The organism is Acidovorax sp. LjRoot194 (assembly GCF_964253015.1).
Classification (GTDB): domain Bacteria; phylum Pseudomonadota; class Gammaproteobacteria; order Burkholderiales; family Burkholderiaceae_C; genus Acidovorax.
Genome location: NZ_CAXUQB020000001.1, coordinates 3,403,924 through 3,428,520, shown reverse-complemented (window position 1 = coordinate 3,428,520; position 24,597 = coordinate 3,403,924). Strand labels below are relative to the sequence as shown.

Annotated in this window: 23 protein-coding genes and 1 tRNA gene; 10 read left to right on the top strand and 14 right to left on the bottom strand. The window is 65.7% G+C overall.

Translation table 11 applies throughout. The annotated features are described in order from the left end of the window. Positions 1 to 33 precede the first annotated feature (33 nt). The 7 genes from asd to ACSQ3N_RS15365 all read right to left on the bottom strand — a co-directional run bounded on the left by asd (position 34) and on the right by ACSQ3N_RS15365 (position 7,246). Positions 34 to 885, bottom strand: coding sequence for an archaetidylserine decarboxylase (asd, locus tag ACSQ3N_RS15395; RefSeq protein ID WP_436146716.1), 852 nt, complete (start codon positions 883 to 885; stop codon positions 34 to 36). Further along, positions 878 to 2,182 (bottom strand): hypothetical protein, encoded by a 1,305-nt coding sequence (locus ACSQ3N_RS15390; protein WP_436146715.1) that lies wholly within the window; start codon positions 2,180 to 2,182, stop codon positions 878 to 880. The genes asd and ACSQ3N_RS15390 overlap by 8 nt, the downstream gene beginning before the upstream one ends. Before the next feature lie 108 nt (positions 2,183 to 2,290). Continuing rightward, positions 2,291 to 3,007 (bottom strand): ABC transporter ATP-binding protein, encoded by a 717-nt coding sequence (locus tag ACSQ3N_RS15385; protein ID WP_056165379.1) that lies wholly within the window; start codon positions 3,005 to 3,007, stop codon positions 2,291 to 2,293. A gap of 178 nt (positions 3,008 to 3,185) precedes the next feature. After that, positions 3,186 to 3,962 (bottom strand): ABC transporter ATP-binding protein, encoded by a 777-nt coding sequence (locus tag ACSQ3N_RS15380; protein WP_056165380.1) that lies wholly within the window; start codon positions 3,960 to 3,962, stop codon positions 3,186 to 3,188. Further along, positions 3,952 to 4,962, bottom strand: coding sequence for a branched-chain amino acid ABC transporter permease (locus ACSQ3N_RS15375; RefSeq protein WP_056165382.1), 1,011 nt, complete (start codon positions 4,960 to 4,962; stop codon positions 3,952 to 3,954). Before ACSQ3N_RS15375 ends, ACSQ3N_RS15380 begins: the two co-directional genes overlap by 11 nt. Further along, positions 4,959 to 5,822, bottom strand: a complete 864-nt coding sequence (locus tag ACSQ3N_RS15370) for a branched-chain amino acid ABC transporter permease (RefSeq protein ID WP_056165383.1) — start codon at positions 5,820 to 5,822, stop codon at positions 4,959 to 4,961. The genes ACSQ3N_RS15375 and ACSQ3N_RS15370 overlap by 4 nt, the downstream gene beginning before the upstream one ends. 236 nt (positions 5,823 to 6,058) lie before the next feature. Next, positions 6,059 to 7,246: an ABC transporter substrate-binding protein gene (locus ACSQ3N_RS15365; RefSeq protein ID WP_436146714.1), complete on the bottom strand. Its 1,188-nt coding sequence runs from the start codon at positions 7,244 to 7,246 to the stop codon at positions 6,059 to 6,061. 317 nt (positions 7,247 to 7,563) lie between these two features. Here ACSQ3N_RS15365 and ACSQ3N_RS15360 point away from each other — a divergent pair, with 317 nt between their 5' ends. The 4 genes from ACSQ3N_RS15360 to ACSQ3N_RS15345 all read left to right on the top strand — a co-directional run bounded on the left by ACSQ3N_RS15360 (position 7,564) and on the right by ACSQ3N_RS15345 (position 10,539). After that, positions 7,564 to 8,871 carry an HPP family protein gene (locus tag ACSQ3N_RS15360; RefSeq protein ID WP_436146713.1) on the top strand — a complete coding sequence of 436 codons (1,308 nt, stop codon included), beginning with the start codon at positions 7,564 to 7,566 and terminating at the stop codon, positions 8,869 to 8,871. 227 nt (positions 8,872 to 9,098) lie between these two features. Continuing rightward, positions 9,099 to 9,350, top strand: coding sequence for a translation initiation factor IF-1 (gene infA / locus ACSQ3N_RS15355; RefSeq protein WP_056165388.1), 252 nt, complete (start codon positions 9,099 to 9,101; stop codon positions 9,348 to 9,350). An 89-nt stretch (positions 9,351 to 9,439) separates the two neighbouring features. Continuing rightward, positions 9,440 to 9,516 (top strand) — tRNA-Pro (locus tag ACSQ3N_RS15350). A 231-nt stretch (positions 9,517 to 9,747) separates the two neighbouring features. Then, the gene (locus tag ACSQ3N_RS15345; protein ID WP_436146712.1) at positions 9,748 to 10,539 is read left to right on the top strand and encodes a heparan-alpha-glucosaminide N-acetyltransferase; all 792 of its coding nucleotides are present in this window, start codon (positions 9,748 to 9,750) and stop codon (positions 10,537 to 10,539) included. Positions 10,540 to 10,856: 317 nt separating this feature from the next. Here ACSQ3N_RS15345 and ACSQ3N_RS15340 read toward each other — a convergent pair whose 3' ends face one another. The 6 genes from ACSQ3N_RS15340 to ACSQ3N_RS15315 all read right to left on the bottom strand — a co-directional run bounded on the left by ACSQ3N_RS15340 (position 10,857) and on the right by ACSQ3N_RS15315 (position 15,582). Beyond that, the gene (locus ACSQ3N_RS15340) at positions 10,857 to 11,642 is read right to left on the bottom strand and encodes a peptidylprolyl isomerase (RefSeq protein ID WP_056165394.1); all 786 of its coding nucleotides are present in this window, start codon (positions 11,640 to 11,642) and stop codon (positions 10,857 to 10,859) included. A gap of 70 nt (positions 11,643 to 11,712) precedes the next feature. After that, the gene (locus tag ACSQ3N_RS15335) at positions 11,713 to 11,982 is read right to left on the bottom strand and encodes a BolA family protein (RefSeq protein ID WP_056166423.1); all 270 of its coding nucleotides are present in this window, start codon (positions 11,980 to 11,982) and stop codon (positions 11,713 to 11,715) included. An 11-nt stretch (positions 11,983 to 11,993) separates the two neighbouring features. Beyond that, complete coding sequence (locus ACSQ3N_RS15330) at positions 11,994 to 12,533, bottom strand: septation protein A (RefSeq protein WP_056165396.1); 540 nt, start codon at positions 12,531 to 12,533, stop codon at positions 11,994 to 11,996. A 24-nt stretch (positions 12,534 to 12,557) separates the two neighbouring features. After that, the gene (gene msrB / locus ACSQ3N_RS15325) at positions 12,558 to 12,971 is read right to left on the bottom strand and encodes a peptide-methionine (R)-S-oxide reductase MsrB (RefSeq protein ID WP_056165398.1); all 414 of its coding nucleotides are present in this window, start codon (positions 12,969 to 12,971) and stop codon (positions 12,558 to 12,560) included. Next, complete coding sequence (locus ACSQ3N_RS15320) at positions 12,968 to 14,449, bottom strand: protein adenylyltransferase SelO (RefSeq protein ID WP_056165400.1); 1,482 nt, start codon at positions 14,447 to 14,449, stop codon at positions 12,968 to 12,970. Before ACSQ3N_RS15320 ends, msrB begins: the two co-directional genes overlap by 4 nt. A gap of 98 nt (positions 14,450 to 14,547) precedes the next feature. Further along, positions 14,548 to 15,582, bottom strand: a complete 1,035-nt coding sequence (locus tag ACSQ3N_RS15315; protein ID WP_056165402.1) for an AraC family transcriptional regulator — start codon at positions 15,580 to 15,582, stop codon at positions 14,548 to 14,550. A gap of 183 nt (positions 15,583 to 15,765) precedes the next feature. Here ACSQ3N_RS15315 and ACSQ3N_RS15310 point away from each other — a divergent pair, with 183 nt between their 5' ends. Continuing rightward, entirely contained in the window at positions 15,766 to 17,472 is a 1,707-nt protein-coding gene (locus tag ACSQ3N_RS15310) for a carboxylesterase/lipase family protein (protein ID WP_056165404.1), read from the top strand. Between the two features lie 45 nt (positions 17,473 to 17,517). On the opposite strand, the gene ACSQ3N_RS15305 is transcribed toward ACSQ3N_RS15310, so the two are convergent. Next, positions 17,518 to 18,204, bottom strand: coding sequence for a Crp/Fnr family transcriptional regulator (locus ACSQ3N_RS15305; RefSeq protein WP_056166426.1), 687 nt, complete (start codon positions 18,202 to 18,204; stop codon positions 17,518 to 17,520). 222 nt (positions 18,205 to 18,426) lie between these two features. Between ACSQ3N_RS15305 and ACSQ3N_RS15300 the strand changes: the two genes are divergently transcribed. From ACSQ3N_RS15300 to ACSQ3N_RS15280, 5 genes are all read left to right on the top strand, one after another. Then, complete coding sequence (locus ACSQ3N_RS15300) at positions 18,427 to 20,070, top strand: 3-(methylthio)propionyl-CoA ligase (RefSeq protein ID WP_056419451.1); 1,644 nt, start codon at positions 18,427 to 18,429, stop codon at positions 20,068 to 20,070. Between the two features lie 131 nt (positions 20,071 to 20,201). Beyond that, a complete protein-coding gene (locus tag ACSQ3N_RS15295) occupies positions 20,202 to 21,434 on the top strand; it encodes a branched-chain amino acid ABC transporter substrate-binding protein (RefSeq protein WP_056165409.1) in 1,233 nt (410 codons plus the stop codon). Between the two features lie 75 nt (positions 21,435 to 21,509). Beyond that, on the top strand, positions 21,510 to 22,463 hold the full coding sequence (locus tag ACSQ3N_RS15290; protein WP_436146711.1) for a branched-chain amino acid ABC transporter permease: 954 nt from the start codon (positions 21,510 to 21,512) through the stop codon (positions 22,461 to 22,463). Positions 22,464 to 22,467: 4 nt separating this feature from the next. Beyond that, the gene (locus tag ACSQ3N_RS15285) at positions 22,468 to 23,799 is read left to right on the top strand and encodes a branched-chain amino acid ABC transporter permease (RefSeq protein ID WP_436146710.1); all 1,332 of its coding nucleotides are present in this window, start codon (positions 22,468 to 22,470) and stop codon (positions 23,797 to 23,799) included. Between the two features lie 2 nt (positions 23,800 to 23,801). After that, positions 23,802 to 24,593, top strand: a complete 792-nt coding sequence (locus tag ACSQ3N_RS15280; protein WP_436146709.1) for an ABC transporter ATP-binding protein — start codon at positions 23,802 to 23,804, stop codon at positions 24,591 to 24,593. Positions 24,594 to 24,597 lie beyond the last annotated feature (4 nt).

The window sequence follows — 24,597 nt, the reverse complement described above, 5'->3', positions numbered from 1 at the left end:
GTGTCCATGCGGACACGGTGGCGGCACTACAGGTCAGGCCGCGGCCCGCTGCGCCATTGCTTCGCCCAGCTGAATCGGCCGCACAGGTGCCCACTGCGGGTTGAACTGCAGCGGCCCCTGCGGGAACAGCATCACCACGGTGGAGCCCAGCAAAAAGCGGCCCATCTCCTCACCCTTTTTCAGCTGTACCTGGCCGGCCGCGTAGTCCCACTGGCGCAGCTTCCCGGGCCGCGGTGGGTTCACCTGGCCGTGCCACACCGTGGCCATGCTGCCGACGATGGTGGCGCCTACCAGCACCAGCACGAACGGGCCGCGGTCCGACTCGAACACGCACACCACGCGCTCGTTGCGCGCAAACAGCCCCGGCACGCCGCGCGCGGTGGTGGGGTTGACCGAGAACAGATCGCCCGGCACGTGGATCATGCGCGTGAGCATGCCCGCGCAGGGCATGTGGATGCGGTGGTAGTCGCGCGGGCTGAGGTACAGCGTGGCGAAGTGGCCGTTCTCGAAGCGCGCACCCAGGGCTGCGTCGCCGCCCACCAGCGTGGTGGTGGAGTACGAGTGCCCCTTGGCCTGAAAGATCTGGTCCTTGGCGATGGGCCCGAACTGGCTGATGGCGCCATCAACTGGGCAGATCAGGTCGGCATCGGCCAGCGGGCGCGCGCCGTCTTTCAATGCCCGCGTGAAGAAGTCGTTGAACGACGCATAGCTCGTGATGTCGGGGTTCGCGGCCTCGGCCATGTTCACGTTGTAGCGCGCCACGAAGCGGCGGATCACCGAGGTGGTCAGGCCCCCGAGCTGCGCCGATGCAAACTTGCCGGCCAGGGCCGTCAATACTTGCTTGGGGATGAGGTACTGCGGAAGAACGGCGAGGCGGTCAGACACGGGATGGACTTCCTTGATGGGAGAGAGCGGGCCATTCTACGGGGGCCGGTTGGTGGGAGAGGGATGCGACTGCCGTCGCGGGTTGGGCGGCATGCCAGGCGTCGGGGCGGGGCGCCCAGCGGGCGGGTTCATCGGCCTGTACCAGTGTGCCGATGTACTCGCCCAGGTCCAAGCCCAGCGCATCACGCGCCGCTGCCGCCCCGGCATCGCTGCGGCTCGCGGTCGTCACAAACTGGGTGAACGCGGCCCAATCGCCGGCTGCCATCTGCGCCACGGCGATGCGGGCCAGGTCGTAGGAGAGCTGGTTGCCGTCGTCCGTGCGGTGAAAGGAGTCGCCCGTCCAGAACTCCTGCACGCGCTCGGCGGTCCAGAAGCGCTGGTGCCGCTGGTGCATGGCCTGGGGCGTTTGCTGCCCGCGTGCGGCGCCGGCCAGGCGTTGCTCGGTGTTCACGGCCAGGCCTTCGTCCAGCCAGGTGGGCAGGTGCAGATACGAGAGGGCGCTGTGGGTGAGCTCATGGGCGATGACGGGCTCGATGGCCGCCAGGTCGGCCTGCACCACCACGAAGTGCGGGCAGCCGTGGTGGATGAACATGCCGCCGCTGAACGCGAACTCACCAGCATCGGGGTAGAACTGGGCCACGTACTCGTAGTAGGTGTCTTCACTGTCCAGCACCAGCACGACGCTTTTCTCGCCCTCATGAAAGTGGGCCACGCCGTCGAGCACCTTGAGGATGCGCTGGCGCGTCTTGCTCACGAACTGCGCGGTGGCGCGCGCCACGGCAGGCTCCAGGGCGGACAGGATGTAGACGTCCTCGCTCTCGTGCAGGTGAGGATGGGGCTGCACCCGGCCGCCCAGCGCGTCGCGCAAGTGCAGGAGCCATGCGCGGCGGACCTGGTTGATCGCCTCGGTCACCACAGGCTCGGCGGCCCCCGGCCCGGTGGCCCATTCGTCCACGGCCTGCCAGTCCAGTTGCACGAAGCCGCCAGGCACGGTGTGCAGGTGGGCCAGCACGTCAAACGGCGCGCTGCCCGCGAGCTCGATGCTGGTGGGCGCCACGGTGGCGTGTGCCGCTGTGGTTGGCGTTGCTGCCGCCTGCCGGCGCGCCGCAGCTTGCGCGGGTGCGGGCAGGTGGTGAAAGGCCAGGAATGCGCCCATGAACGGCACGATCCACACGCCCATCACGAGCAGCGCCTTGCTGTGAGAAAACTCGTCGGACCGCAGCACGCGCCGCGTGGCGGCGGCATTGACCAGAACCAGGGCGGCAAGAGCGATGGCAAAGAAGATGGTGGTGCTCATGAGGCAGCGCAGGCAGCGCAGACGGTTGGGCGATGGAGTGTGTGCGCCTTTGGCGTGGGGCCGCAGGCCGAAGCGCCGGATGCTACACGCCCGGACTCCGCTCAACGATTACACGCCCAGGTACTGCTCCAGCAGCGCAGGCTGCGCCTGCAGCGCGTCGGAGCTGCCCTCGAACACCACTTGGCCCTTGACCAGGATGACGTTGCGGTCGGTGATCTGCGTGACGTGTTTCCAGTTCTTGTCCACGATCACGCTGCTGATACCGCTGTCCTTGATGAGGCTGCAGATGCGCCAGATCTCGCGTGCGATGAGCGGGGCCAGGCCTTCGGTGGCCTCGTCGAGGATGAGCACGTCGGGGTTGGTCATGAGCGCGCGGCCAATGGTGAGCATCTGCTGCTCGCCGCCACTCAGCTGCTGGCCGCCGTGTCCTAGACGTTCCTTGAGGCGCGGAAAAGTCTCCAGCACGCGGTCGTAGGTCCAGTCGCGCTGGCCGCGCGTGCCGGCGCGGGCGGCCATCTGAAGGTTCTCCACCACGCTCAGGTTGCCGAAGATGCCGCGGCCTTCGGGCACGTAGGCGATCCCCAGGCGCGCCACTTCGTAGGGTGGCCGGCCGGTCATGTCGCGCCCGGCGACGGTGACGCTGCCCGAGCGCGGCGGGACCAGGCCCATCAGCGACTTGAGCAGCGTGCTCTTGCCCATGCCGTTGCGGCCCATGAGGCCGATGGTCTCGCTGCGGCCCACACAAAAGTCCACCCCGTGCAGGATGTGGCTGGGGCCGTAGAAGGTGTGGATGCCGCGGGCATCGATCCAGGGGATGTTGCTCATCTCATTGATCCCATTGCGCGGCGCACTACCCGCAGCCCGCCAAACTGGCGCGGCCCATGCGCGGGCAGCCGCGCAAGGGCCGCCCCGCCGCGCTGGCTGCGTCCCCCTGCCCGCATTGCGCAGCAATGCGAGAGCGGGGGGAGGGCGCGAAGCGACTCAGGGGGGTGTTGTTTCAACATCAGTGGTCCTCGCCCAGGTAGGCGGCTTGCACGCCGGCGTCGGCGCGCACCTCGGCGGGTGTGCCGTGGGCGATGACTTCGCCGTTGACCATCACGGTAAGCCGGTCGGCCAGCGCGAATACGGCGTCCATGTCGTGCTCCACCAGCATGATGGCGTGCGCGGGTTTGAGGCGCTGCAGCAGGCCGACCATGCGCTCGGCCTCGGCCACGCCCATGCCGGCCAGCGGTTCGTCGAGCAGCAGCACCTGGGGCTCGGTGGCCAGGGTCATCGCGATCTCCAGCTGGCGCTGCTCGCCGTGGCTCATGGTGCCTGCGATGGCCGTGCGCCGGTCTTTCAGGCCCGACAGCTCCATAGCGCTTTCCAGGCGGGCGTGAAGCGCTCTGTTATTGATAGCGGCGTGGCGCGTGTCCTGCCACCAGCGCAGCGGGTTCCAGGGCTGCTGCGGGTCGCGCGACTGTGCGGCCAGGCGCACGTTCTCGTGCACCGTCAGCGGCATGAAGATGTTGGTCTTCTGGTAGCTGCGCCCCAGGCCCTGGCGCGAGATGCGCTCGGGCGCCCAGCCCGTCACGTCGGTGGTGCCCAGCTGCACCTGGCCCGACGTGGGCGGCAAGTCGCCCGAGAGCAGGTTGGTTAGCGTGGACTTGCCCGCGCCGTTGGGGCCGATGACCGCGTGGATGCGGCCCCGCCACAGGTCCACCGACACGCCGTGGACGGCAGCCAGGCCACCGAAGCGCTTGGTCAGGTTGCGGGCAGACAGCAACACGTCATCGGCCATGGTGCGTGCCCTCCGGTGCATCGGTTTGTGCCTTAGCCCGGCGCCAATTCAGCATGCCCAGCAGCCCGCGCGGCGCGGCCAGCACCACCAGCACGATGAAGCTGCCCATCAGCAACTGCCAGTGCTTGGTGATGTCCTTGAACACATGCAGCAGGATCTCGAAAGCAAACGCGCCCACGATGGCCCCGGCAAAGTTGCCCATGCCGCCCAGGATGACCATCATGATCGCGTGCGCACTCATGTGAAAGCCCATGAGCTCGGGGTTCACATAGCCCGTCTGGGCACCCCACAGGTAGCCCGCCAGCCCGGCCAGCGCGCCAGCCACGGTGAACGCGGTGAGCTTGTAGCCCCGCGTGCCGAAGCCCATGGCGCGCATGCGGTGCTCGTTGATGCGCACGCCCGCCAGCGCGCGGCCCAGCGGGCTCCACAGCAGGCGGCGCAGCAGCACGTAGACGATGACCACCAGCGCGAGCGTGAAGTAGTAGAAGGTCTTGCGGCCTTCCAGGTCGAACGGCAGCCAGCCGAAAATGGATGCGTCGGGCCGGAAGTTGATGTACAGCCCGTCCGAGCCGCCGAGCACCTTGTTGTCGAAGAACAGGTAGAACACCATCTGCGCGAACGCCATGGTGACCATGATGAAGTAGATGCCGTGGGTGCGAACCACGAAGAAGCCGATGATCAGCGCGACAAGACCTGCGCCCGCCACGGCGAGCGGCAGGGTCCACCACAGGCTCACCGGGGCATCGGCGGGCGTGAGGAAGGCCAGCGCATACCCGGCCACGCCGAAATACGCCGCATGGCCGAGCGACACCAGCCCGGTCACGCCCTGCAGCAGGTCCAGGCTCATCGCAAAGATGGCCATGATCATCATGCGCGTGACCATCTGCACATAAAAGTCGCTGCCGACGAACGGAAACGCCAGCAGCGCCACCAGGCCCATGGCCAGGACGAGCTGCGCGCTGCGGGGCAGCACCTCGATGTTGGTGCGGGGGGTGCTCATTGTTTGAACAGGCCTTCAGGTTTCCACAGCAGCACGGCTGCCATCAGCATGTAGACGAGCATCCCGGCCACCGAAGGCAGCAGGACCTTGCCGAACGTATCCACCAGGCCCACCAGCAGCGCCGCGATCAGCGCGCCGCGCACCGACCCGATGCCGCCGATCACCACCACCACAAAGCACATGATCAGCACCGACGAACCCATGTTGGGGTAGACGCTGGAGATGGGCGCTGCCACCATGCCCGCAACGGCGGCCAGGCCCACGCCGATCGCGAACACGACGGCATGGATGAGCTTGATGTTCACCCCCAGCGACTCCGCCATGTCGCGGTTGAATGCCCCTGCGCGGATCTTCATGCCCAGCCGGGTTTTGGAGATCAGCAGGTACAGGCCCAGTGCCAGCACGATGCAGACCCCGGAGATGAACAGCCGGTACACCGGGTAGGACAGCGTGTCCGTGAGCGGTATGGACCACTCCAGCATCTTCGGGATGGCCACGCCGTGCACGTCGTCGCCCCACAGGATGGAGCGCAGCTCCTCGAAGATGTAGATGAGGCCAAAGGTCAGCAGCACCTGGTCGAGGTGGTCGCGGTGGTAGAAGTGCCGGAACAGCAGCCACTCCAGCGCCAGGCCGAACACCACGGCCAGCACCGCCCCGCCCAGGATGGCCAGCGTGAGGCTGCCGAAGTAGCCCGACAGCGAATACCCCAGGTAGGCCCCCAGCATGTAGAAGCTGCCATGCGCCAGGTTGACCACGCCCATGATCCCGAAGATCAGCGTGAGGCCGGCGGCCAGCATGAACAGCAGCAGGCCGTACTGCACGCTGTTGAGCAGTTGAATCAGAAAGGTCGCGAAGTCCATGGGCGTGGTGAGGGTGGCGGCGGGTGCAGTGCGGCGGGCGGCTTGCGGGCCTGCGCGGTGGAGTCATCCACGGGTGAGTGTGTCATGGTGCGGTGTGTCCCGCGCAAGGCAGGTAGACGCCCTGGCTCAGCGCCTGCGCGCATGGGCCACGCCCGCGCGCAGGCAGTGCCGTCGTGCACGCAGCGTGCCGAAGAACAAGGGCGGGGCCGCTGCGTCGGGCAGCGTGTCCGCCCACCTCAGCCCATGCGGCAACCGGCGCCGCTGTCGGCCAGCGCCTTGGCGGCCACGCCGATCACCTTGTTTTCCTTGTTCTCCACGCGGCGCAGGTAGATGTCCTGCACGGGGTTGTGCGACTTGCTCATCGTCCACTTGCCGCGCGGGCTGTCGATGGTGGCGCTTTCCATCGCCTTGATGACGGCCGGCTTGGCAGACAGGTCACCCTTCACGGCGTTGGCGCCCTGTACCAGCAGCAGGCCGGTGTCGTAGCCCTGCACGGCGTACACGTCGGGCTGGCTGCGGAAGGCCTTCGCGTATTCCAGGCGGAACTGCTTGTTGCGCGGCGTGTCGAGCGAGTCGCTGTAGTGCATGGTGGTGATGATGCCGTCCGCCGCGGGGCCCGCCGCATCGAGCACACCTTCGGTGAGGAAGCCCGAGCCATACAGCGGGATCTTGTCCTTGAGGCCTGCGGCCGCGTAGTCCTTGATGAACTTGGCCGCGCCACCGCCTGCGAAGAAGCAGGCCACCGCGTCAGGCTTGAGCGCGGCGATCTCGGTCAGCAGCGCCTGGAATTCGACGTTGGGGAAGGGCAGGCCCAGTTCCTTCACGATGGTGCCGCCAGCGGCGGTGTAGCTTTGCTTGAAGCCCTCGAAGGCTTCGTCACCGGCTGCGTACTTCCAGGTGATCCACACGGCCTTCTTGTGGCCCTTCTCGACCATGGCATTGCCCAGCGCCAGCGTGGGCTGCGAGTTGCTGAACGAGGTGCGGAACACATTGGGTGCGCACAGCGCCCGGGTGGCGGCATGCACGCCCGCGTTGGGAATCAGGTTGAGCACACCAGTGTCGCGCGCCACCTTCTGGATGCCCATCTGCACACCCGAGTGCACCGTGCCGATCAGCACATCCACCTTGTCGCGCTGCACCAGCTTGCTGGCGTTTTCCACGCCCTTGCTGGGCTCGGACTCGTCGTCCACCTTGAACCATTCGATCTCGCGGCCGCCGAGCTTGCCGCCTTGCTGGTCGATGGCCAGGCGAACACCGTTCTCGATGGCCCCACCCAACTGCGCGAAGGTGCCGGTGTACGGCAGCATGAAGCCGACCCGCACCTTGCCGCTTTGCGCCCGGACGATGGAGGGCAGCAGCAGGCCGGTGGATGCAGCGCCCACGAGGGCGGCGCTGCGGCTGATGACGAGTCGGCGGGTGGTCATGGGGTGGGTCTCCTTTGTTTAGGCTTAAAGCAATTTAACCCAAGGCCTCCCCGCAGAAAACTATGGCTTACCCGTACCGGTGGCGCAGATCGTTCGCCGGTGGGTGGTTGGGCGGGCGGTAGTGACATGGCGCGCTATCGTTCGCGTTGGCGGAGCCGCTGTGCATGCGCTGTGCTGCGCAGCGGAGCACAATGCGGTTCCGTTTTTTCATGGCTGCTGCAGGGCTGCGCGGCCCGCAGTGTCCACTGTCTGTCGTCCTGTGTTGCGAAGAGATGGCGCTGGTGTTTATCTCAGCTGGTGTCCTCTCAGGCTGTTCCATGTCTTCTTCCGAGCCCCGTCCCACGTCGTCATCCACTTCTTCTACCGCCGCCAAGCCCTCGTCCCCAGCCGTCACCTCCAGCGCCCGCATCCGGCGCTGGCTGCGCAACTTCTGGCCGGCGCCGCTGGGCATCGACGGGCGTGAGCGGATGCGTTTTATCGCGGGTGCGGTGATGGGTGTTTTCATCACGGCGTTGCTGAGCCGGTGGTGGGCGCAGGGCATGGGCATCGCGCACGGGCCCTGGATGATCGCGTCGCTGGGTGCCAGCGCCATTCTGGTGTTCGGCATGCCGTCGAGCCCGCTGGCGCAGCCCTGGCCGGTGCTGGGCGGCAGCACGCTGTCGGCCGTGGTCGGCGGGGTGTGTTCGCTTCTGGTGCCCGACCCGGCGCTGGCGGGGGCGCTGGCAATCGGCGTTGCCATCGCTCTCATGGTGCCGCTGCGCTGCCTGCACCCGCCGGGCGGCGCCATGGCGCTGTATGTGGTGCTGACGGCGGGTGACGGGGTTCATCTGGCCATGTTCCCGATCCTGTTCAACGTGGTCGTGCTGCTGGTGGCGGGCGTGGTCTACAACAGCCTGACCGGTCGCAGCTATCCGCACCCCCAGCGCACGCCCGTGCGCGCCAGCGTGGCGCCTGGTGCCTTTACCGCAGGTGACGTGGATGCGGCGCTGGCGCACTACAACCAGGTGCTGGACGTGAGCCGCGCGGACCTGGAAGGGCTGCTGTACCTGGCCGGGCGGGCTGCGTTCCAGCGCACGCTGGGCGAGGTTCGCTGCGCGGACATCATGTCGAGGCCTCCCTTTGCAGTGGAGGCGGGCGTATCGCTCAAGGACGCCTGGGCGTTGATGCGCGCCCGGCAGATCAAGGCACTACCCGTCGTGGACGGCCAGCAACTCGTGACCGGCATCGTCACCGTGGCGGACTTCATGCGGCTGGCCAACCTGGACATCCATGAGGGCCTGGGCCGGCGCCTGCGCGCGCTGGTGATGGGGCGCGGCGACCAGCCCGGCACAGTGGGCGAGATCATGTCGCACCCTGTGCAGGTGGCCCGCACGGACCAGCACGCCATGGATCTGGTGCCGCTGTTTTCACACGGCGGGCATCATCACATTCCGATCGTCGACGCCGACGAGCGCCTGGTGGGTGTGATTACGCAGACGGACCTGGTGCGGACGCTGGCCATCGTGGTGCAGGGGCGCGACGGCTCAGAGGGGCAGGGCGGCCCGTCGGACAGCGGTGTGCAGCCCGCTGCCGCGCTCGCTAAGGCGCCTGTGCCGGGTGCTGCAGCCCCCACCGCCGCGCCATAGGCAAAAACAGGGTTCCGCGGTACAATTGACAGGCTTTGCACAGCGCTTTGCCTGTCCACTGACGCCGTCTCCCCCGGCTTTCTGCCTGATCTGCGCCCTGGGTGCAGCGACTCCCACCGCCCGCAATGCACCGTGTGCCGAGTACAACCGGTCACGCCGTAGCTGCCATGGTGGATGCACAAGTAGTCAGGCGCCGATCACAGAATATTTGTTTGAAGAGATAGAACATGGCCAAAGAAGAACTCATTGAAATGCAAGGCTCCGTCACGGAAGTCCTGCCCGACTCGCGCTTTCGCGTCACGCTGGAAAACGGCCATCAACTGATCGCCTATACCGGCGGCAAGATGCGCAAGCACCACATCCGCATTCTGGCGGGTGACAAGGTGTCGCTGGAAATGTCGCCCTATGACCTGAGCAAGGGCCGCATCACTTTCCGCCACCTGGCAGGCCGCGGCCCGGGCCCTGGCGGCAATCGATAACCTGGTGTTCGCGTGCGGTGTGTTGAAAATTTCAAAAAAACCGCAACGAACCCAAAACAGCTGAAATTCCGTTATAGAATACGAGCTGTCGGAGCGTAGCGCAGCCTGGTAGCGCATCTGCTTTGGGAGCAGAGGGTCGCGAGTTCGAATCCCGCCGCTCCGACCAATGTTTGAAGGCCTTGCAGCACATGCTGCAAGGCCTTTTTGCTTTGTGGACCCACTTTTCTGCAGCCGGGTGACAAGCTCGATTCGGCTCGAAAGGAGTGCGTGTGCAGCACGGCAGAATATCAAGTGCACCGCCGCACCAAGGCACCATTCGCACCACCGCATACTGTCTTGTGCCTTCAGGGCTGCTACAGGGCCCTTGATGGCGTTGTGCTGACCCACCTCGAACACGATGACCCCACTTCCTGTGCCTTCGTCTCCGTCTCCCTTTGTCTTTGCGCCGCGGCCCGCCCGTTACGACACGGTGGATGCGCTGCGCGGCCTGGCAATGGTGTGGATGACGGTGTTCCACTTCTGCTTCGACCTGAGCCATCTGGGCTTCTGGCCGCAGAACTTCCGCGTGGACCCGTTCTGGACCTCGCAGCGCACGGTCATCGTGAGCCTCTTTCTCTTTTGCGCAGGCCTGGGGCAGGCCATCGCATTGCAGCAGGGGCAGGGGTGGGCGCGCTTTGGGCGGCGATGGGCGCAGATCGCGGGCTGTGCCTTGTTGGTCACCGTGGGCTCGGTGGTGATGTTTCCGCAGAGCTTCATCTACTTCGGTGTGCTGCACGGCATGGCCGTCATGCTGCTGATGGCGCGGCTCACAGCGGGCTGGGGTCGCTGGCTGTGGCTGGCGGGGTTGCTGGCCCTGGCGCTGCCGCCGCTGGCCCATCATCTGCTCACCGGCGCCTGGGCCGACGCAGCGCCCTGGTTCAACAGCCGCTGGCTCAACTGGCTAGGGCTGGTGGGGCGCAAGCCATTCACCGAGGACTATGTGCCCGTGCTGCCCTGGCTGGGCGTGATGTGGTGGGGGCTTGCTACCGGCCAATGGCTGCTGGCCCGGCGCAGCGCCTGGTTGCAGTGGCGGCTACCGACGGCTTTGCGGCCCTTGGCCTGGCTGGGGCGGTGGAGTCTGAGCTACTACATGGTGCACCAGCCAGTGATGATCGGCGTGCTGATGGCGGTAGCCTGGTGGAGAGCCTAGCGGCCTGACGCCACATTCCTGCTCGTGCCGTGAGGCCTGGCGCAGAAGTCGCGGGACAGGGGCTTGTGGGAAGGCTTGGCGCGTTGGAGTCGCCTGGATCGACTTGGAACAGCACAAACGCGGGATTCCTGCATATCGAGATTCCCCGCATGATCTCTGGCTGCAGGCCGGGCGTGGCGCAGCCTGATGAAGTCTTTTCCCTCAAGGTAAGCACTGGTCCAACCACCCATAAAAAAACGCGGCCTGGGCCGCATTGTTGGTGGCGGGCTCGGTAGGCCGAGCCGCCTGCGTCTGGTGTGCCCAGAAGCGCTTGTCGATTACTCGACCTTGGCCTTGGTGCGCAGGTCTTCCTGGAACTTGGCCAGCTTTTGCTGTTGCAGTTGCTGGGCCACCTGGGGCTTCACTTCTTCCAGCTTGGGCAACTCGGCCTGGCGCACGTCGTCCAGGCGGATGATGTGGTAGCCGAACTGGCTCTTCACGGGGGTGTCGGTCATCTTGCCCTTTTGGAGCTTGACCAGGGCTTCGCTGAACTCGCCCACGTAGCTCGATGGGTTGGCCCAGTCCAGATCACCACCCTTGGCACCGGAGCCTGGGTCCTTGGATTGCTTCTTGGCGATGTCTTCGAACTTGGCGCCCTTCTTGATGGAGGCGATGATCGCCTTGGCGTCCGATTCCTTCTCCACCAGGATGTGGCTGGCCTTGTATTCCTTGCCGCTGTTGGCTGCCGCGAACTTGTCGTACTCGGCCTGGATCTCGGCGTCGGTCACGGGGTTGTTCTTTTGGTAGTCGGCGAACAGTTCGCGGATCAGGATGGTCTGGCGTGCCAGTTCCATTTGCGACTTGTAGTCGGCGGAGCCTTCCAGGCCGCGCTTTTGCGCTTCCTGCATGAAGATTTCGCGGGTGATGACTTCTTCCTTGATCTGGCCTTCGATGTCTGGCGTCACGGGGCGACCGGAGCGTTCCACTTGCTGCTTGAGGGCTTCAACGCGCTCTTTCGGCACGGCCTTGCCGTTGACGATGGCCACGTTCTGGGCGGAAGCTGGCAGGGCCATGGTGCCCAGCACGGCAGCGGCCACGAGGCCGGACAGGAGCTGTTTCTTCATGCGGAATCCAAAAATTGAAAGGTTGTTTTTGTGCCAGCTGAAATCCGGCGTCTTAATAACTTGGGCCGGTTCAGAGAACTTCAATGGCAAGGGCGTGGACGCCTCGGTCAATAAATTCTTGCAGCGCATCATACACAAGGCGGTGCTTGGCAACCCGGGCCTTGCCTGTAAACAAAGGTGACGAAATGCGCACCCGAAAATGCGTGCCGAAGCCGGTGCCATTGGCCCCGGAATGCCCGGCGTGGGCGGCGCTTTCGTCCAGCACCTCCAGGGCGGTGGGCGTGAGCCGCTGGGCCAGGGTCTGGTGCATCTGCTGCGCTATGGAGATGGACGTGGTCATGTCGGCACCCCTCACGCCACGGGCTCGTCGTTCTTGAGGTGCGGGGCAATATAGAAGCCTTGGCACACCAGAAAGACCAGCGGAAAGGCATAGCCCCACAGCTTGAAGTCGACCCACGCTTCGGTACTGAAGTTGAGCACCACATAAGCGTTGACCGCCGACATGAACGCGCAGTAGATGATCCACGCCACATTCAGGCGGGCCCACACCGCGTCGGGCAACGCCAGCTGGGCGCCCAGCAGCATCTTGAGGAAGTTCTTCTTCAAGATCCACACGGCCACGGCCAGGGCGATGGCCATGGCGCCGTACAGCACCGTGGGCTTCCATTTGATGAAGCGGTCGTCCTGCAGCACCAGCGTGAGCGTGCCGAACAGCAGGATCAGCACCAGCGTCACCTTGTGCATGGTCTGCAGCCGGCGCTCCATCGCGTAGATCAGGCCCATCTGCACGACGGTGGCGGCCATCAGGACGGCGGTGCCCACATAGATGCCGTAGAACTTGTAGGCCCCGAAGAACAGCAGGATGGGGAAGAAGTCGATCAGAATTTTCATGGAATCAGCGGAGGGTCTCGGCGGTCAGCCTTTGTCGGTTTCGAAGTCCAGCGAGGCCGAGTTCATGCAGTAGCGCAGGCCGGTCGGTGCAGGGCCGTCTTCGAACACGTGGCCCAGGTGGGCCCCGCATTGTGCACACACCGTCTCGGTGCGCACCATGCCGTGGCTGCGGTCGACGATGTCGGTGATCGCGCCCGGGATGGCTTCGGAGAAGCTGGGCCAGCCGCAGCCCGCGTCGAACTTGGTCACCGAATCGAACAACTTGGCGCCACAGCAGATGCAGTGGTAGCTGCCGTCGGCCCAGTGGGCCTCGTACTTGCCGGTGTACGGGCGTTCGGTGGCGGCATGGCGGGTGACCTGGAAGGCCACGGGCTCGGCGCCCTTGTCACGCAGTACGGCTTGCCATTCGGCGTCGGTTTTTTGCACGGGGTGGGTCATGATGAACAGCTGATCTCGATGGAAGACGCCCAGTCGGGCGGAAAGGCTGCGTAGGCGTCGTGCCCGGGGTGCTCGTCGAAGGGGCGCTCCAGCAGCCGCTGAAGGGTTTGGACTTCGCTGAAGTCGCCAAGTTTCGCTGCGCGGATGGCTTGTTCGCCCAAATGGTTGCGCAGCACGAATTTGGGGTTGGTTTTGAGCATCGAATCGGCCGCTACCGCTTGATCATCCAGCGCAAGTAGCTCTGAATATGATAGCAACCATGCGTCGAACGCCTCGCGGTCCGCAAACAGGTCGCGCACGGGCTCGAAATCGCTGCTGCCCACCGCGTGCGAGAGCCTGCGCCAGAAGATGGGGTAATCCACGCCGTTTTTGGCGAGCAGCTGCAGGATGCCGTCGATGAGTGCGCCGTCCTGCTCGCGTGCCGTGGGCAAGCCCAGCTTGGCCCGCATGCGGGCCATGAACTCTTCGGGGAACACCGTCTTGTACGACTCCAGCGCCTGCTTGGCCAGCTCTTCGTCGCCGATGAGCGGCAGCAGGGCCTGGGCCAGGCAGAACATGTTCCAGTACGCCACGTTGGGCTGGCGGTTGTAGGCGTAGCGGCCTTGCGTGTCGCTGTGGTTGCACACATGGCCCGGCACGAACGCGTCCAGAAACTGAAACGGCCCGTAGTCGATGGTCAGGCCCAGGATGCTCATGTTGTCGGTGTTCATCACGCCATGGCAAAACCCCACGGCCTGCCACTGCGCCATCAGGCGCGCGGTGCGCTCGCTCACGGCCTGCAGCAGTGCTGCATAGGCGTTGCCACCGAATTCGGCAGTGCCGCGGCATGCGGGGTAGTAGCGGTCGATGACGTAGTCGGCCAGCGTCTGCAGCTGGGGCTCGAGCCCGTTGGCTGCAAAGTGCTCGAAGTGGCCAAAGCGCACGAAGCTGGGTGCCACGCGGGTGACCACCGCGGCGGTCTCGACCTCTTCGCGCCGCACGGGGCCGGGCGATCCGGTGATGCACAGCGCGCGCGAAGTCGGCACGCCCAGGCCGTGCATGGCCTCGCTGCACAGAAATTCGCGGATGCTGGATCGCAGCACGGCGCGGCCGTCGCCCCCCCGCGAATAGGGCGTACGGCCGGCGCCCTTGAGCTGCACCTCGTGGCCGCTGGCCGTCTCGCCCAGCAAGATGGCGCGGCCATCGCCCAATTGCCCGGCCCAGACGCCGAACTGGTGGCCGCTATAGACGCTGGCAAGAGGGCGCGAGCCCGCCAGCAGCGCATTGCCGGTGAACGCCTGCAGCGCCTCGTCGGTGTGCAGCACCGCAGGGTCCAGGCCGATCAGACGCGCCACGTCGGCGCTGGTGCCCACCCAGTGGGGCGCGGGCAGCGGAGTAGGGCGCAGCTCGGTGTAGAAGTCGGGGCCCAGGGCGGCAAAACCATGGTTCCAGGCCAGGCCGATGTCGGCAAGGGTTTCGCTGTCGGCGCGCTGATTCATCGCCCGATTGTCTCGCACCGTCGATGCCCCCGAGCCGACAGGGCCATGGGCCACGACACACAGGCCCCTGGCTTGCTCTGCCTTGGCCATCCCCCTTGTCAGGACGCGGCTTCGGGCTCGGGCTGCAGCACCTGCGCGCGGTACTGGCCGGGCGGCATGCCGAACCAGCGCTTGCAGGCGCGAAACAGGTTGCTCTGGTCCGCAAAGCCCAGCAGGTCGGAGATCTCGCCCAGGGTGCGCCGCGCATCGCTCAGGTGCTGGCGCGCCAGCTCGCAGCGTGTGTCGTCCAGCAGCTGCTGGTAGCTCACGGATTCGGCCTGCAGACGCCGCTGCAGCGTGCGGTCGGTCAGGTGCAGTCGCGCAGCGATGTCTTCGCGCCGCGGCTCGCCCAGGTGCAGCACGCGCGCAATCTCGGTGCGCACCTTGGTACTGGCCAGCGTCTGGCCGAGCTGGTCCAGCTCCGACTCCACCATGCGCTCGTGCAGCGCCCACAGGCTGGGGTTGTGAGTGGGTATGGGCGCCAGCAGATCGGCGTCTGACAGCAGGAACCGGTTGGCCCCCTGCCCGAACTGCGGCAACAGGCCGAACGCCGTACGGTAGCGGGCATCGTCCTGCGGCAGCGGCGTGGTCAACTGCACCGCCAGCGGCACCATATCGCGCCGGGTCAGCCAGCCGCACAGCATGAACAAGGTCAGCACCGCGAACTCGATGCGCTGGCGCGGGATGGGCCGGGTGGCGCCTATGTGGCTGATCGCCAGCCAGTAGCCCTGGCCGCGCGGGTCGCGCTGCATCTCGAAGGTGGTGGCGTCCGATATCAGCGCCATCTGCCGCTGCAGGTGCTCAAACCCCACCATCAGGTTGGGCCCGGAGGCCAGCGCATAGCCCACCAGGTCCACATTGCCGTAGCGCGCCGCCAGGTCCCGCTCCAGGCCCAGGCCGGGCTGGCCGTACCGCGCCGCGGCGGCCTCCCACAGGCGGCTTACGCGGTCCACATCCACGCGGGTCTGCTGCTGCAGCAGGGCGGGCAGGTCGATGCCCGCTTCAGTGCACAGGTCTGCGGCAGGCAGGCCTTCGGCTGCAAACATGTCCGCAATGCCGCGAACCCACGCGGCGGAGCTGGTGCGCGGTGTCATGGCCGGGCTGCCGGGTCAGGGTTAACGCGAGGGTGGTGTTCTGAAGTCACTGTTTTGGCACGGTTGCGATAGTGGGCCGATGGCGATGCGTTCACACAATCGTCGCTGAGGTTTGGCCCTGCCGCAAGTGTGACGCTTCAGAGAGGCCCGACCCATTCCTGAAAACCCCCAAGGAGACAAGACATGGCTGATTTTCAACGCCGCGTGCGCTTTGGCGCCGCCGTGCTGGCAGCATTGATGGGTACGGCCTGCGGCGGCTCCAGTGGCACGCCACCCGAGCTGCGCGAGACCCGCTACGGCGCGGTGCGCGGCACCGACGACAGCGCCACCACCGGCACCTACGCCTGGAAGGGCCTGCCGTTTGCCAAGCCCCCCGTGGGCGACCTGCGCTGGCAACCGCCCGCAGAGCCCGCAGCCTGGACGGGCGAGCGCGATGCCACGCGGTTTGGCAGCGCCTGCCTGCAGATGGGGCGCCTGTACGGCCCCGGCGCCAACAACCGCTTTGACGACACCATCGGCCAGACCCTGGGCACCCCCGTGGGCAACGAAGACTGCCTGACCCTGAACATCTGGCGCCCGGCCAACGGAGACAACAACCTGCCCGTGCTGCTGTTCCTGCACGGCGGCAGCGGCATATCGGGCTACACGGCCGACCCGGTGTACGACGGCGCGGCGCTGGCGCGCAAGGCCAACGCGGTGGTCGTCACGGCCAACTACCGGCTCGATGTGATGGGCTTCTTTCAGCTGCCCGCGCTGCACACCGGCAGCCAGGCGTACAGCGGCAACTACGCGCTGCTGGACAACATCCAGGCGCTGCGCTTCATCCAGGACAACATCGGCCGCTTTGGCGGCAACGCGGGCAACGTCACGCTGATGGGGCAGTCGGCGGGTGCCACCAATGTGCTGGCCCTGCTGACCGCACCGGCAGCCGCAGGTTTGTTCCACAAGGCACTGCCGGTCAGCGCCGGCATCTCGCTGCCCACCAACCTGCCCGCAGGCACCATCCCCACGCTCAACCCGGCCAGCAAATACGCGGCGCAGGCGGGGGCATTGCTGGCGGCCCTGGCAGTGGCCGACGGGCTGGCGCCCGACGCGGCAGCGGCGGCTGTGCTGGTGTCCGGCTGGACGCCCGCGCACACCGCCAGCTACCTGCGCGGCAAGGACGGCCGCGTGGTGCTGCAGACCGTGCTCAAAGGCGGCCTTACGGGCTCGGGTCCCATCCCGGATGGCGTGGTGATTCCGGTCGACCCGATCGCCGCCATCGGGGCAGGGCGCTACCACAAGGTGCCGGTGCTGTCGGGTTACACGCTGGACGAGGCCAAGCTCTTCGCGCCCTTCCTCGCACTGCTGGGCGGCAAGCCCGGCATGAAGATCAGCGACGCCGAGCGCTTTGCGATGACGCAAAGCTTCAACCCCGATGCGCCCACCGCGCTCACCGCGGCCGACGTCATCGACGCGTCGTACCTGCCCGTCACCGCGCCGGTCACCGGCTACAACGCCCGCATGAAGCTGCTGGGCGCCGCTTTCATCGACCCGAGCCGCGACAACCTGCTCAACACGCTGCGCACCCACCAGGCCGACGTCTGGAGCTACCAGTTCAACTGGGCCCAGCAGCCCGCGCCCTGGAACGATGTGTACGGCGCAGCCCACGGCTTCGATCTGCCGTTCGTGTTCGGCAACTTCGGCCCTTCGCTGCTGGCCAAGGCCGCCAACAGCACCGCCAACCAGCCGGGACGCCTGGCCCTGTCGGGCGTGATGATGGACGGCGTGCGTGCCTTCGTGCACACCGGCAACCCCAACCACGCCGGCCTGGGGCAGGAGTGGCAGGCCTGGCCGCGCAGGTTCATCTTCGACGCGGACCAGAAGGCTGCGCGCCTCAGCGTTCAGTAAGCGTGTTCAGTCAGCCTGCCCGGTGATGTCCAAGCCCATGTCCGTTCAGGATGCCACGGTGGCGGCAAGGTATGCACTCAGTGCGTCGTCATCCACGATGGCCACCTTGCCGAAGTCCAGAGACACGATGCCCAGCCCTTCCAGCGTTTGCAGCACGCGGTTCACCGTCTGGCGCGACAGGCCGACCAACTGGCCCAGCTCGTCCTGCGTGAGGTTGAGCCGGCGCGTGCTGCGCCAGAACAGCCGGCTCAGGTACAGCGTCACGCGGTGCTCGGTGGACTGCGTGCGGCCCGCCTCGATGATGGTCATGGCCTGGCCCAGGCGCATGTTCAGGTGCAGCACCAGGAACTGGTTGAAGCCCAGGTGCGTCTCGCGCAGCGCGTTGAACAGCGGCAGCGGCAGGCACAGCAAGGTGGTGGGCCGCAGTGCGACCACGTTGTACTTGCGCGGCTCGGGCTTCATGGCCGAGCCTTCGCCGAACCACTCGCCGTCGGGCACGCCGATGAACGCCGACGAGCGGCCCTTGCTGGCCGGGCTTTGCAGCATCACCAGGCCAGACAGCACGGCGTACCAGCCCTGCACGGCGCTGCCGGCGGGCATCATCACCGCGCCCTTGTCGCCCTGGATGGAGAACACCTCGGCCCGCAGCCGCTCCTGCAGGGCTGCGGGCACGCTGGCGAACCAGGGCTGGGCTTCGATGAAACGCTGGGCGGTGGGCGCAAAGCAGAGCATGCGCCGCATTGTCCCGGGTTCAGAAGCCATGCAGGGTATTCCCTGTGCGTTTGTCAACGGGGCGACAGGTGTTGGCAAGCCCGCGCCTGCGGCGCACACTGCCCTTGCCCCGATGGAATGCGCGCCGCGGACTGCGGGTTTTCACCACCAGCGTGACACGTCCGAAGGCCCGCACCGCGCTACGATGATCTTTCCATTCACCACCACATCCAAGGAGCCCCCATGCTGGGTCTGATGCAGAGCCAACCGCTCTTGATTTCGTCGCTGATCGAGTTCGCCGAGCGCCACCATGGCGACGCTGAAATCGTCTCGCGCCGGGTCGAGGGCGACATCCACCGCTACACGTACCGAGACCTCGGGGCGCGTGCGCGCCGCCTGGCCCATGCGCTGGATGCCCTGAAGCTGCAGTTCAGCGACCGCGTGGCCACGCTGGCCTGGAACGGCTACCGCCACATGGAGATGTACTTCGGCGTCTCCGGCTCGGGCCGCGTGCTGCACACCGTCAACCCGCGCCTGCACCCCGACCAGATCGCCTGGATCGTCAACCACGCCGAAGACCAGGTGCTGTGCTTTGACCTGACCTTCCTGCCCCTGGTGCAGGCCGTGCACGCCAAGTGCCCCACGGTGAAGAAGTGGGTAGCGCTGTGCGATGCGGACAAGCTGCCGGCAGACTCCGGCGTGCCGGGACTGGCCAGCTACGAAGAGTGGATCGGCGCCTATGCGCCCGACTACGCCTGGCCCGAGTTCGACGAGAACTCCGCGTCCAGCATGTGCTACACGAGCGGCACCACGGGCAACCCCAAGGCCGCGCTGTACAGCCACCGCTCCACCACGCTGCACGCCTACGCCGCGGCGCTGCCCGACGTGATGTGCCTGTCGGCACGCGACTCGGTGCTGCCGGTGGTGCCCATGTTCCACGTCAACGCCTGGGGCATTCCGTACTCGGCCGCGCTCACGGGCTGCAAGCTGGTGTTCCCGGGCCCGGCCATGGACGGCAAGTCCATCTACGAACTCATCGAAGCCGAGAAGGTGACCTACGCCGCGGGCGTGCCCACCGTGTGGCAGATGATGCTCGGCCACATGAAGCCCGCGGGCCTCAAGTTCTCCACGCTGCGCCGCACCGTCATCGGCGGCTCGGCCTGCCCGCCCGCCATGATCCATGCGTTCAAGGAAGACTACGGTGTGGAGGTGCTGCACGCCTGGGGCATGACCGAGATGAGCCCGCTGGGCACGCTGTGCACCCTGAAGAACAAGCACCTGGCGCTGTCCAAGGACGAGCAGATGAAGGTCCTGCAAAAGCAGGGCCGCGCGATCTACGGCGTGGACATGAAGATCGTAGGCGGCGACGGGGCGGAACTGCCGTGGGACGGCAAGACCTACGGCGACCTGCTGGTCAAGGGCCCGTGGATCGTGGACAGCTACTTCAAGGGCGAGGGCGGCAACCCGCTCGTCAAGGACGCGCAGGGCCGCGGCTGGTTCCCCACGGGCGACGTGGCCACCATCGACGCCGACGGCTTCATGCAGATCACCGACCGCAGCAAGGACGTGATCAAGTCCGGCGGCGAGTGGATCAGCTCCATCGACATCGAGAACATCGCGATGGCGCACCCTTCAATTGCCATGGCTGCCTGCGTGGGCATGCCGCACCCCAAGTGGGACGAGCGCCCCATCGTCGCGGTGGTCAAGCGGCCCGGCACCGAGGTCACCCGCGAAGAGCTGCTCGCCTTCTACGAGGGCAAGACCGCCAAGTGGCAGATCCCCGATGACGTCGTGTTCGTCGAGGCCATTCCGCTGGGCGCCACCGGCAAGATGCTCAAGACCAGATTGCGCGAGCAATTGAAGGATTACAAGCTTCCGGGTTTGTGATGAACACGTGCCCCGCGCTCGGGGGAGCGCGGGGCCAGTCGCGTGTGCGACGCTGGTAGGGGCAATCCCTGAGCATCGCTTTGTTGCAACGCGGTACGCTGCGTTTTATATATTTACAAGGAGACAAGACCATGAAGTTCGCTATTAAGGCTGTAGCAGCCTCGGTAATCCTGGCAAGTGCTGGCGGGGCGTTCGCTCAAAAGGGCGAGACCGTCAAGATCGCCTGGCTCGACCCGCTTTCCGGCCTGATGGCGGCCGTGGGGACCAACCAGCTCAAGAGCTTCCAGTTCATCGCTGAAGAGTTCAACAAGAAGAACGCCGCAGGGGTCAAGTACGAGATCATCGGCATCGACAACAAGCTCAGCCCGCAAGAGACCACCAGCGCGCTGCGCTCGGCCATGGACCAGGGCGCACGCTACGTGGTGCAGGGCAACGGCTCCGGCCCGGCCCTGGCCATCATGGACGCGCTGGAAAAGCACAACGCCCGCAACCCCGGCAAGGAAGTCCTCTTCCTGAACTACGCTGCGGTGGACCCAGACCTGACCAACAGCAAGTGCAGCTACTGGCACTTCCGCCTGGACGCGGACACCTCCATGAAGATGGAAGCCCTGACCACGTACATGAAGGACATGCCCGAGGTCAAGAAGGTCTATCTGATCAACCAGAACTACGCGCACGGCCACCAGGTCGCCAAGTACGCCAAGGAAATGATGGGCCGCAAGCGTCCTGACGTGCAGTTCGTCGGCGACGACCTGCACCCCCTGGCCCAGGTGCGCGACTTCGCGCCCTACATCGCCAAGATCAAGCAGTCGGGCGCCGACAGCGTGATCACCGGCAACTGGGGCTCGGACCTGGCGCTGCTCATCAAGGCCGCCAACGATGCGGGCCTGAACAACGTCAACTTCTACACCTACTACGGCTCGGTCACCGGCAGCCCCACCGCGATGGGCTCGGCCGCCGCAGGCCGTGTGTACATGGTGGCCTACGCCCACATGAACCTGCCCGGCGAGATCAACAAGATCGTGGTGGACTACAAGAAGAAGTTCAACGACGACATGTACACCGGTGCGGTCTACCACGCCTTCACCATGCTGTCCGAAGGCTTTGCCAAGGCCAAGTCCACCGACCCCGTCAAGGTGGCCGCGGTGTTCGAAGGCATGAAGTTCAAGAGCTTCAACGGCGAAGTCGAGATGCGCAAGACGGACCACCAGCTGCAGCAAGGCCTGTTCATCTCCAAGTGGGAGAAGGCCGGCGGCAAGTACCCGCTCGATTCGGAGAACACCGGCTACACCTTCGTGCCGGTGAAGTACTACGAGCCCTATGTGGCCAGCACGCCCTCGTCGTGCCAGATGAAGCGTCCGTAAACACGGTCCTGTGTTGCATCGCTTCGAGGCCCGACCACTCGGGCCTTTTTTTTACCCCTGCAGTGAAAAATTCCAATGAATTCTGAGTTTTTCGTGATCTCGCTGCTGAACGGAGTGAGCTACGGGCTCCTGCTGTTCATGCTCAGCTCGGGCCTCACGCTGATCTTCAGCATGATGGGTGTGCTCAATTTTGCGCACACCAGCTTTTACATGCTGGGTGCCTATTTCGCGTTCACCATCTCCGGCGTGGTGGGCTTCTGGCCGGCGCTGGTGCTTGCGCCGCTGGCGGTGTTTGCACTGGGCGCCGCGTTCGAGCGCTATTGCCTGCGCCGCGTGCACAAGTTTGGCCACGTGCCGGAGCTGCTCGTCACGTTCGGGCTCTCGTACCTCATTCTGGAAGTGGTGCAGCTGGTGTGGGGCCGCTCGACGGTGCCCTACGGCCTGCCCACGCAACTGCAGGGTCCCCTGTTCACGCTGTATGGCACGCAGTTCCCCAAGTCGCGCTCGTTCGTGATGCTGGTGGCGCTGCTGATGCTGGTGTCGGTGTGGCTGCTGCTCACCCGCACGCGCATCGGCTTGGTGATCCAGGCGGCGCTCAAGTACCCGCACATGGTCGAGGCGCTGGGCCACAACGTGCCGCGCGTGTTCATGCTGGTGTTCGGCGGCGGTGCGGCCCTGGCGGGCCTGGCCGGCGTGATCGGCGGCAACACCTACGTCACCGAGCCCGCCATGGCGGCGTCGGTGGGCTCCATCATCTTCGTGGTGGTGGTGGTGGGCGGCATGGGCTCGCTGGCGGGGGCGTTCCTTGCGTCACTGCTCATCGGGCTGGTGCAGACCTTTGCCGTGGCGCTCGACTACTCGCTCATCCATGTGTTCAAGGCGGTGGGCGTGGCCGTTACCGACCAGACCTTTGGCTACCCGCTGCTCAAACTCACCATTTCACAAGTGGCCCCCATCCTGCCGTACCTGTTCCTCGTGCTGATCCTGATCTTCAGGCCCAAGGGCCTGCTGGGTACCCGGGAGGACTGAAGCCATGAATTCCAATTCGACACCTACCACCACTGGCTCCGGCGCCAGTTCCTACTACCGGTTCAAGCCCTGGAACGTGGGCCGCTTCGTCATCTGGACGCTGTTCGCGGCCATGCTCATCGTCGCGCCCATGCTGTTTCGCAGCAGCTTGGCGCTGACGATGCTGTCGCAGATCGGCTACCTGATCATCATCTGCCTGTCGTACAACATCCTGCTGGGGCAGGGCGGCATGTTGAGCTTCGGGCATGCGGTGTACACGGGTCTCGGCTCGTTCATCGCCATCCATGCGATGAACATGGCAACCAAGGGCACGGTCAACATCCCGCTGGTGCTCATCCCGCTGGTAGGGGGGCTGGCCGGGGCGTTTTTCGCCATCATCCTGGGCTTTGTCACCACCAAGAAGTCGGGCACCACCTTCGCCATGATCACGCTCGGCATCGGCGAGCTGGTGGCGTCCATGGCGCTGATGTTCCCCGAGTTCTTCGGAGGCGAAGGCGGCATCACCACCGACCGCACGTACGGCAAGGCCTTCTTCGGCCTGAACTTTGGCTCGGGCATGCAGGTGTACTACCTGATTGCAGCGTACTGCTTCGTGTGCACCGCGGCGATGTTCGCCTTCACCGGCACGCCGCTCGGCCGCATCCTGAATGCGGTGCGCGACAACCCCGAGCGTGTGGAGTTCATCGGCTACAACACGCAGCGCGTGCGCTACTTCGCGTTCATCATTGCGGGCTTCTTCGCGGGCATCGGCGGGGGCCTGGCCACCATCAACTTCGAGATCATCACGGGCGCCGACAGTCTGAGCGTGATCCGCTCGGGCGGCTACCTGCTGTTCACCTTCCTGGGCGGGGCCACGTTCTTCTTCGGCCCCATCATCGGTGCGGTGCTGCTGGTGCTGGCCTCGGTGCTGCTGTCCGAGCTGTCCAAGGCCTGGCTGCTGTACCTGGGCCTGGTGTTCCTGTTCATGGTGATGTATGCGCCCGGCGGCATCGCCAGCCTGATTATGATGAACCTGCGCCTGGCCAAATACGGCAAGCTGCGCCAGTTGGGCACTTCGTACCTGGCGCTGGCCGGCACCGCGCTGGTGGGCGTGCTGGGGGCGGCCTGCATGATCGAGATGACCTACCACCTGCAACTGAACGCGGCACTCGGGCCGGAGCTGACCTTCCTGGGCGCCACGCTCAACGCCAAGGGCTTTGCCAGCTGGTTAGGCGCCATCTTCGTGATGATCACGGGCTTCGGACTGTTCGAGCTGTGCCGCCGCCAGTTCGTGCGCCAGTGGAGCACCATCCAGGAAGAAATCGAACACCACATCAAGCGTACGGAGGCGCTGTGAACATGGCCGCTGACAACGCAACCCCTGCCTACGCCCTGGAACTGCGCGACCTGCGCAAGAGCTTTGGCAAGACCGAAATCATCCGTGGCGCCAACCTGGTCGTGGCTCCTGGCGAGCGCGTGGCCATCATCGGCCCGAACGGCGCTGGCAAGTCCACGCTGTTCAACCTGATCAGCGGGCGCTTTGCGCCCACCAGCGGCGACGTGATCCTGAACGGCCAGCGCATCAACGGCCTGGCGCCGTACGAGATCAACCGCAAGGGCCTGTCGCGCAGCTTTCAGATCACCAACATCTTCCCCAAGCTTTCGGTGTTCGAGAACCTGCGCTGCGGCGTGCTGTGGAGCATGGGCTACAAGTACACCTTCCTGCGCTTTTTGTCGAACCTGCACGACGCCAATCAGCGCGCCAAAGAGCTCATGGAGATGATCAAGCTCGACAAGAAGCGCGACACCCTGGCCATGAACCTCACCTACGCCGAGCAGCGGGCGCTGGAGATCGGCATCACCATCGCGGGCGGCGCCAACGTGATCCTGCTGGACGAGCCCACCGCCGGCATGAGCAAGAGCGAGACCACGCGCTTCATCCACCTCATCAAGGAAGTGACCGAAGGCCGCACCCTGCTGACGGTGGAGCACGACATGGGCGTGGTGTTCGGCCTGGCCGACAAGATCGCCGTGGTGGTCTATGGAGAGGTGATCGCCTTCGACACCCCCGACAAGGTGCGCGCCAATGCGCGCGTGCAGGAGGCCTACCTGGGTTCGTCCGTGGCCGACGAGCAAGGCGCGGGACACTGAGATT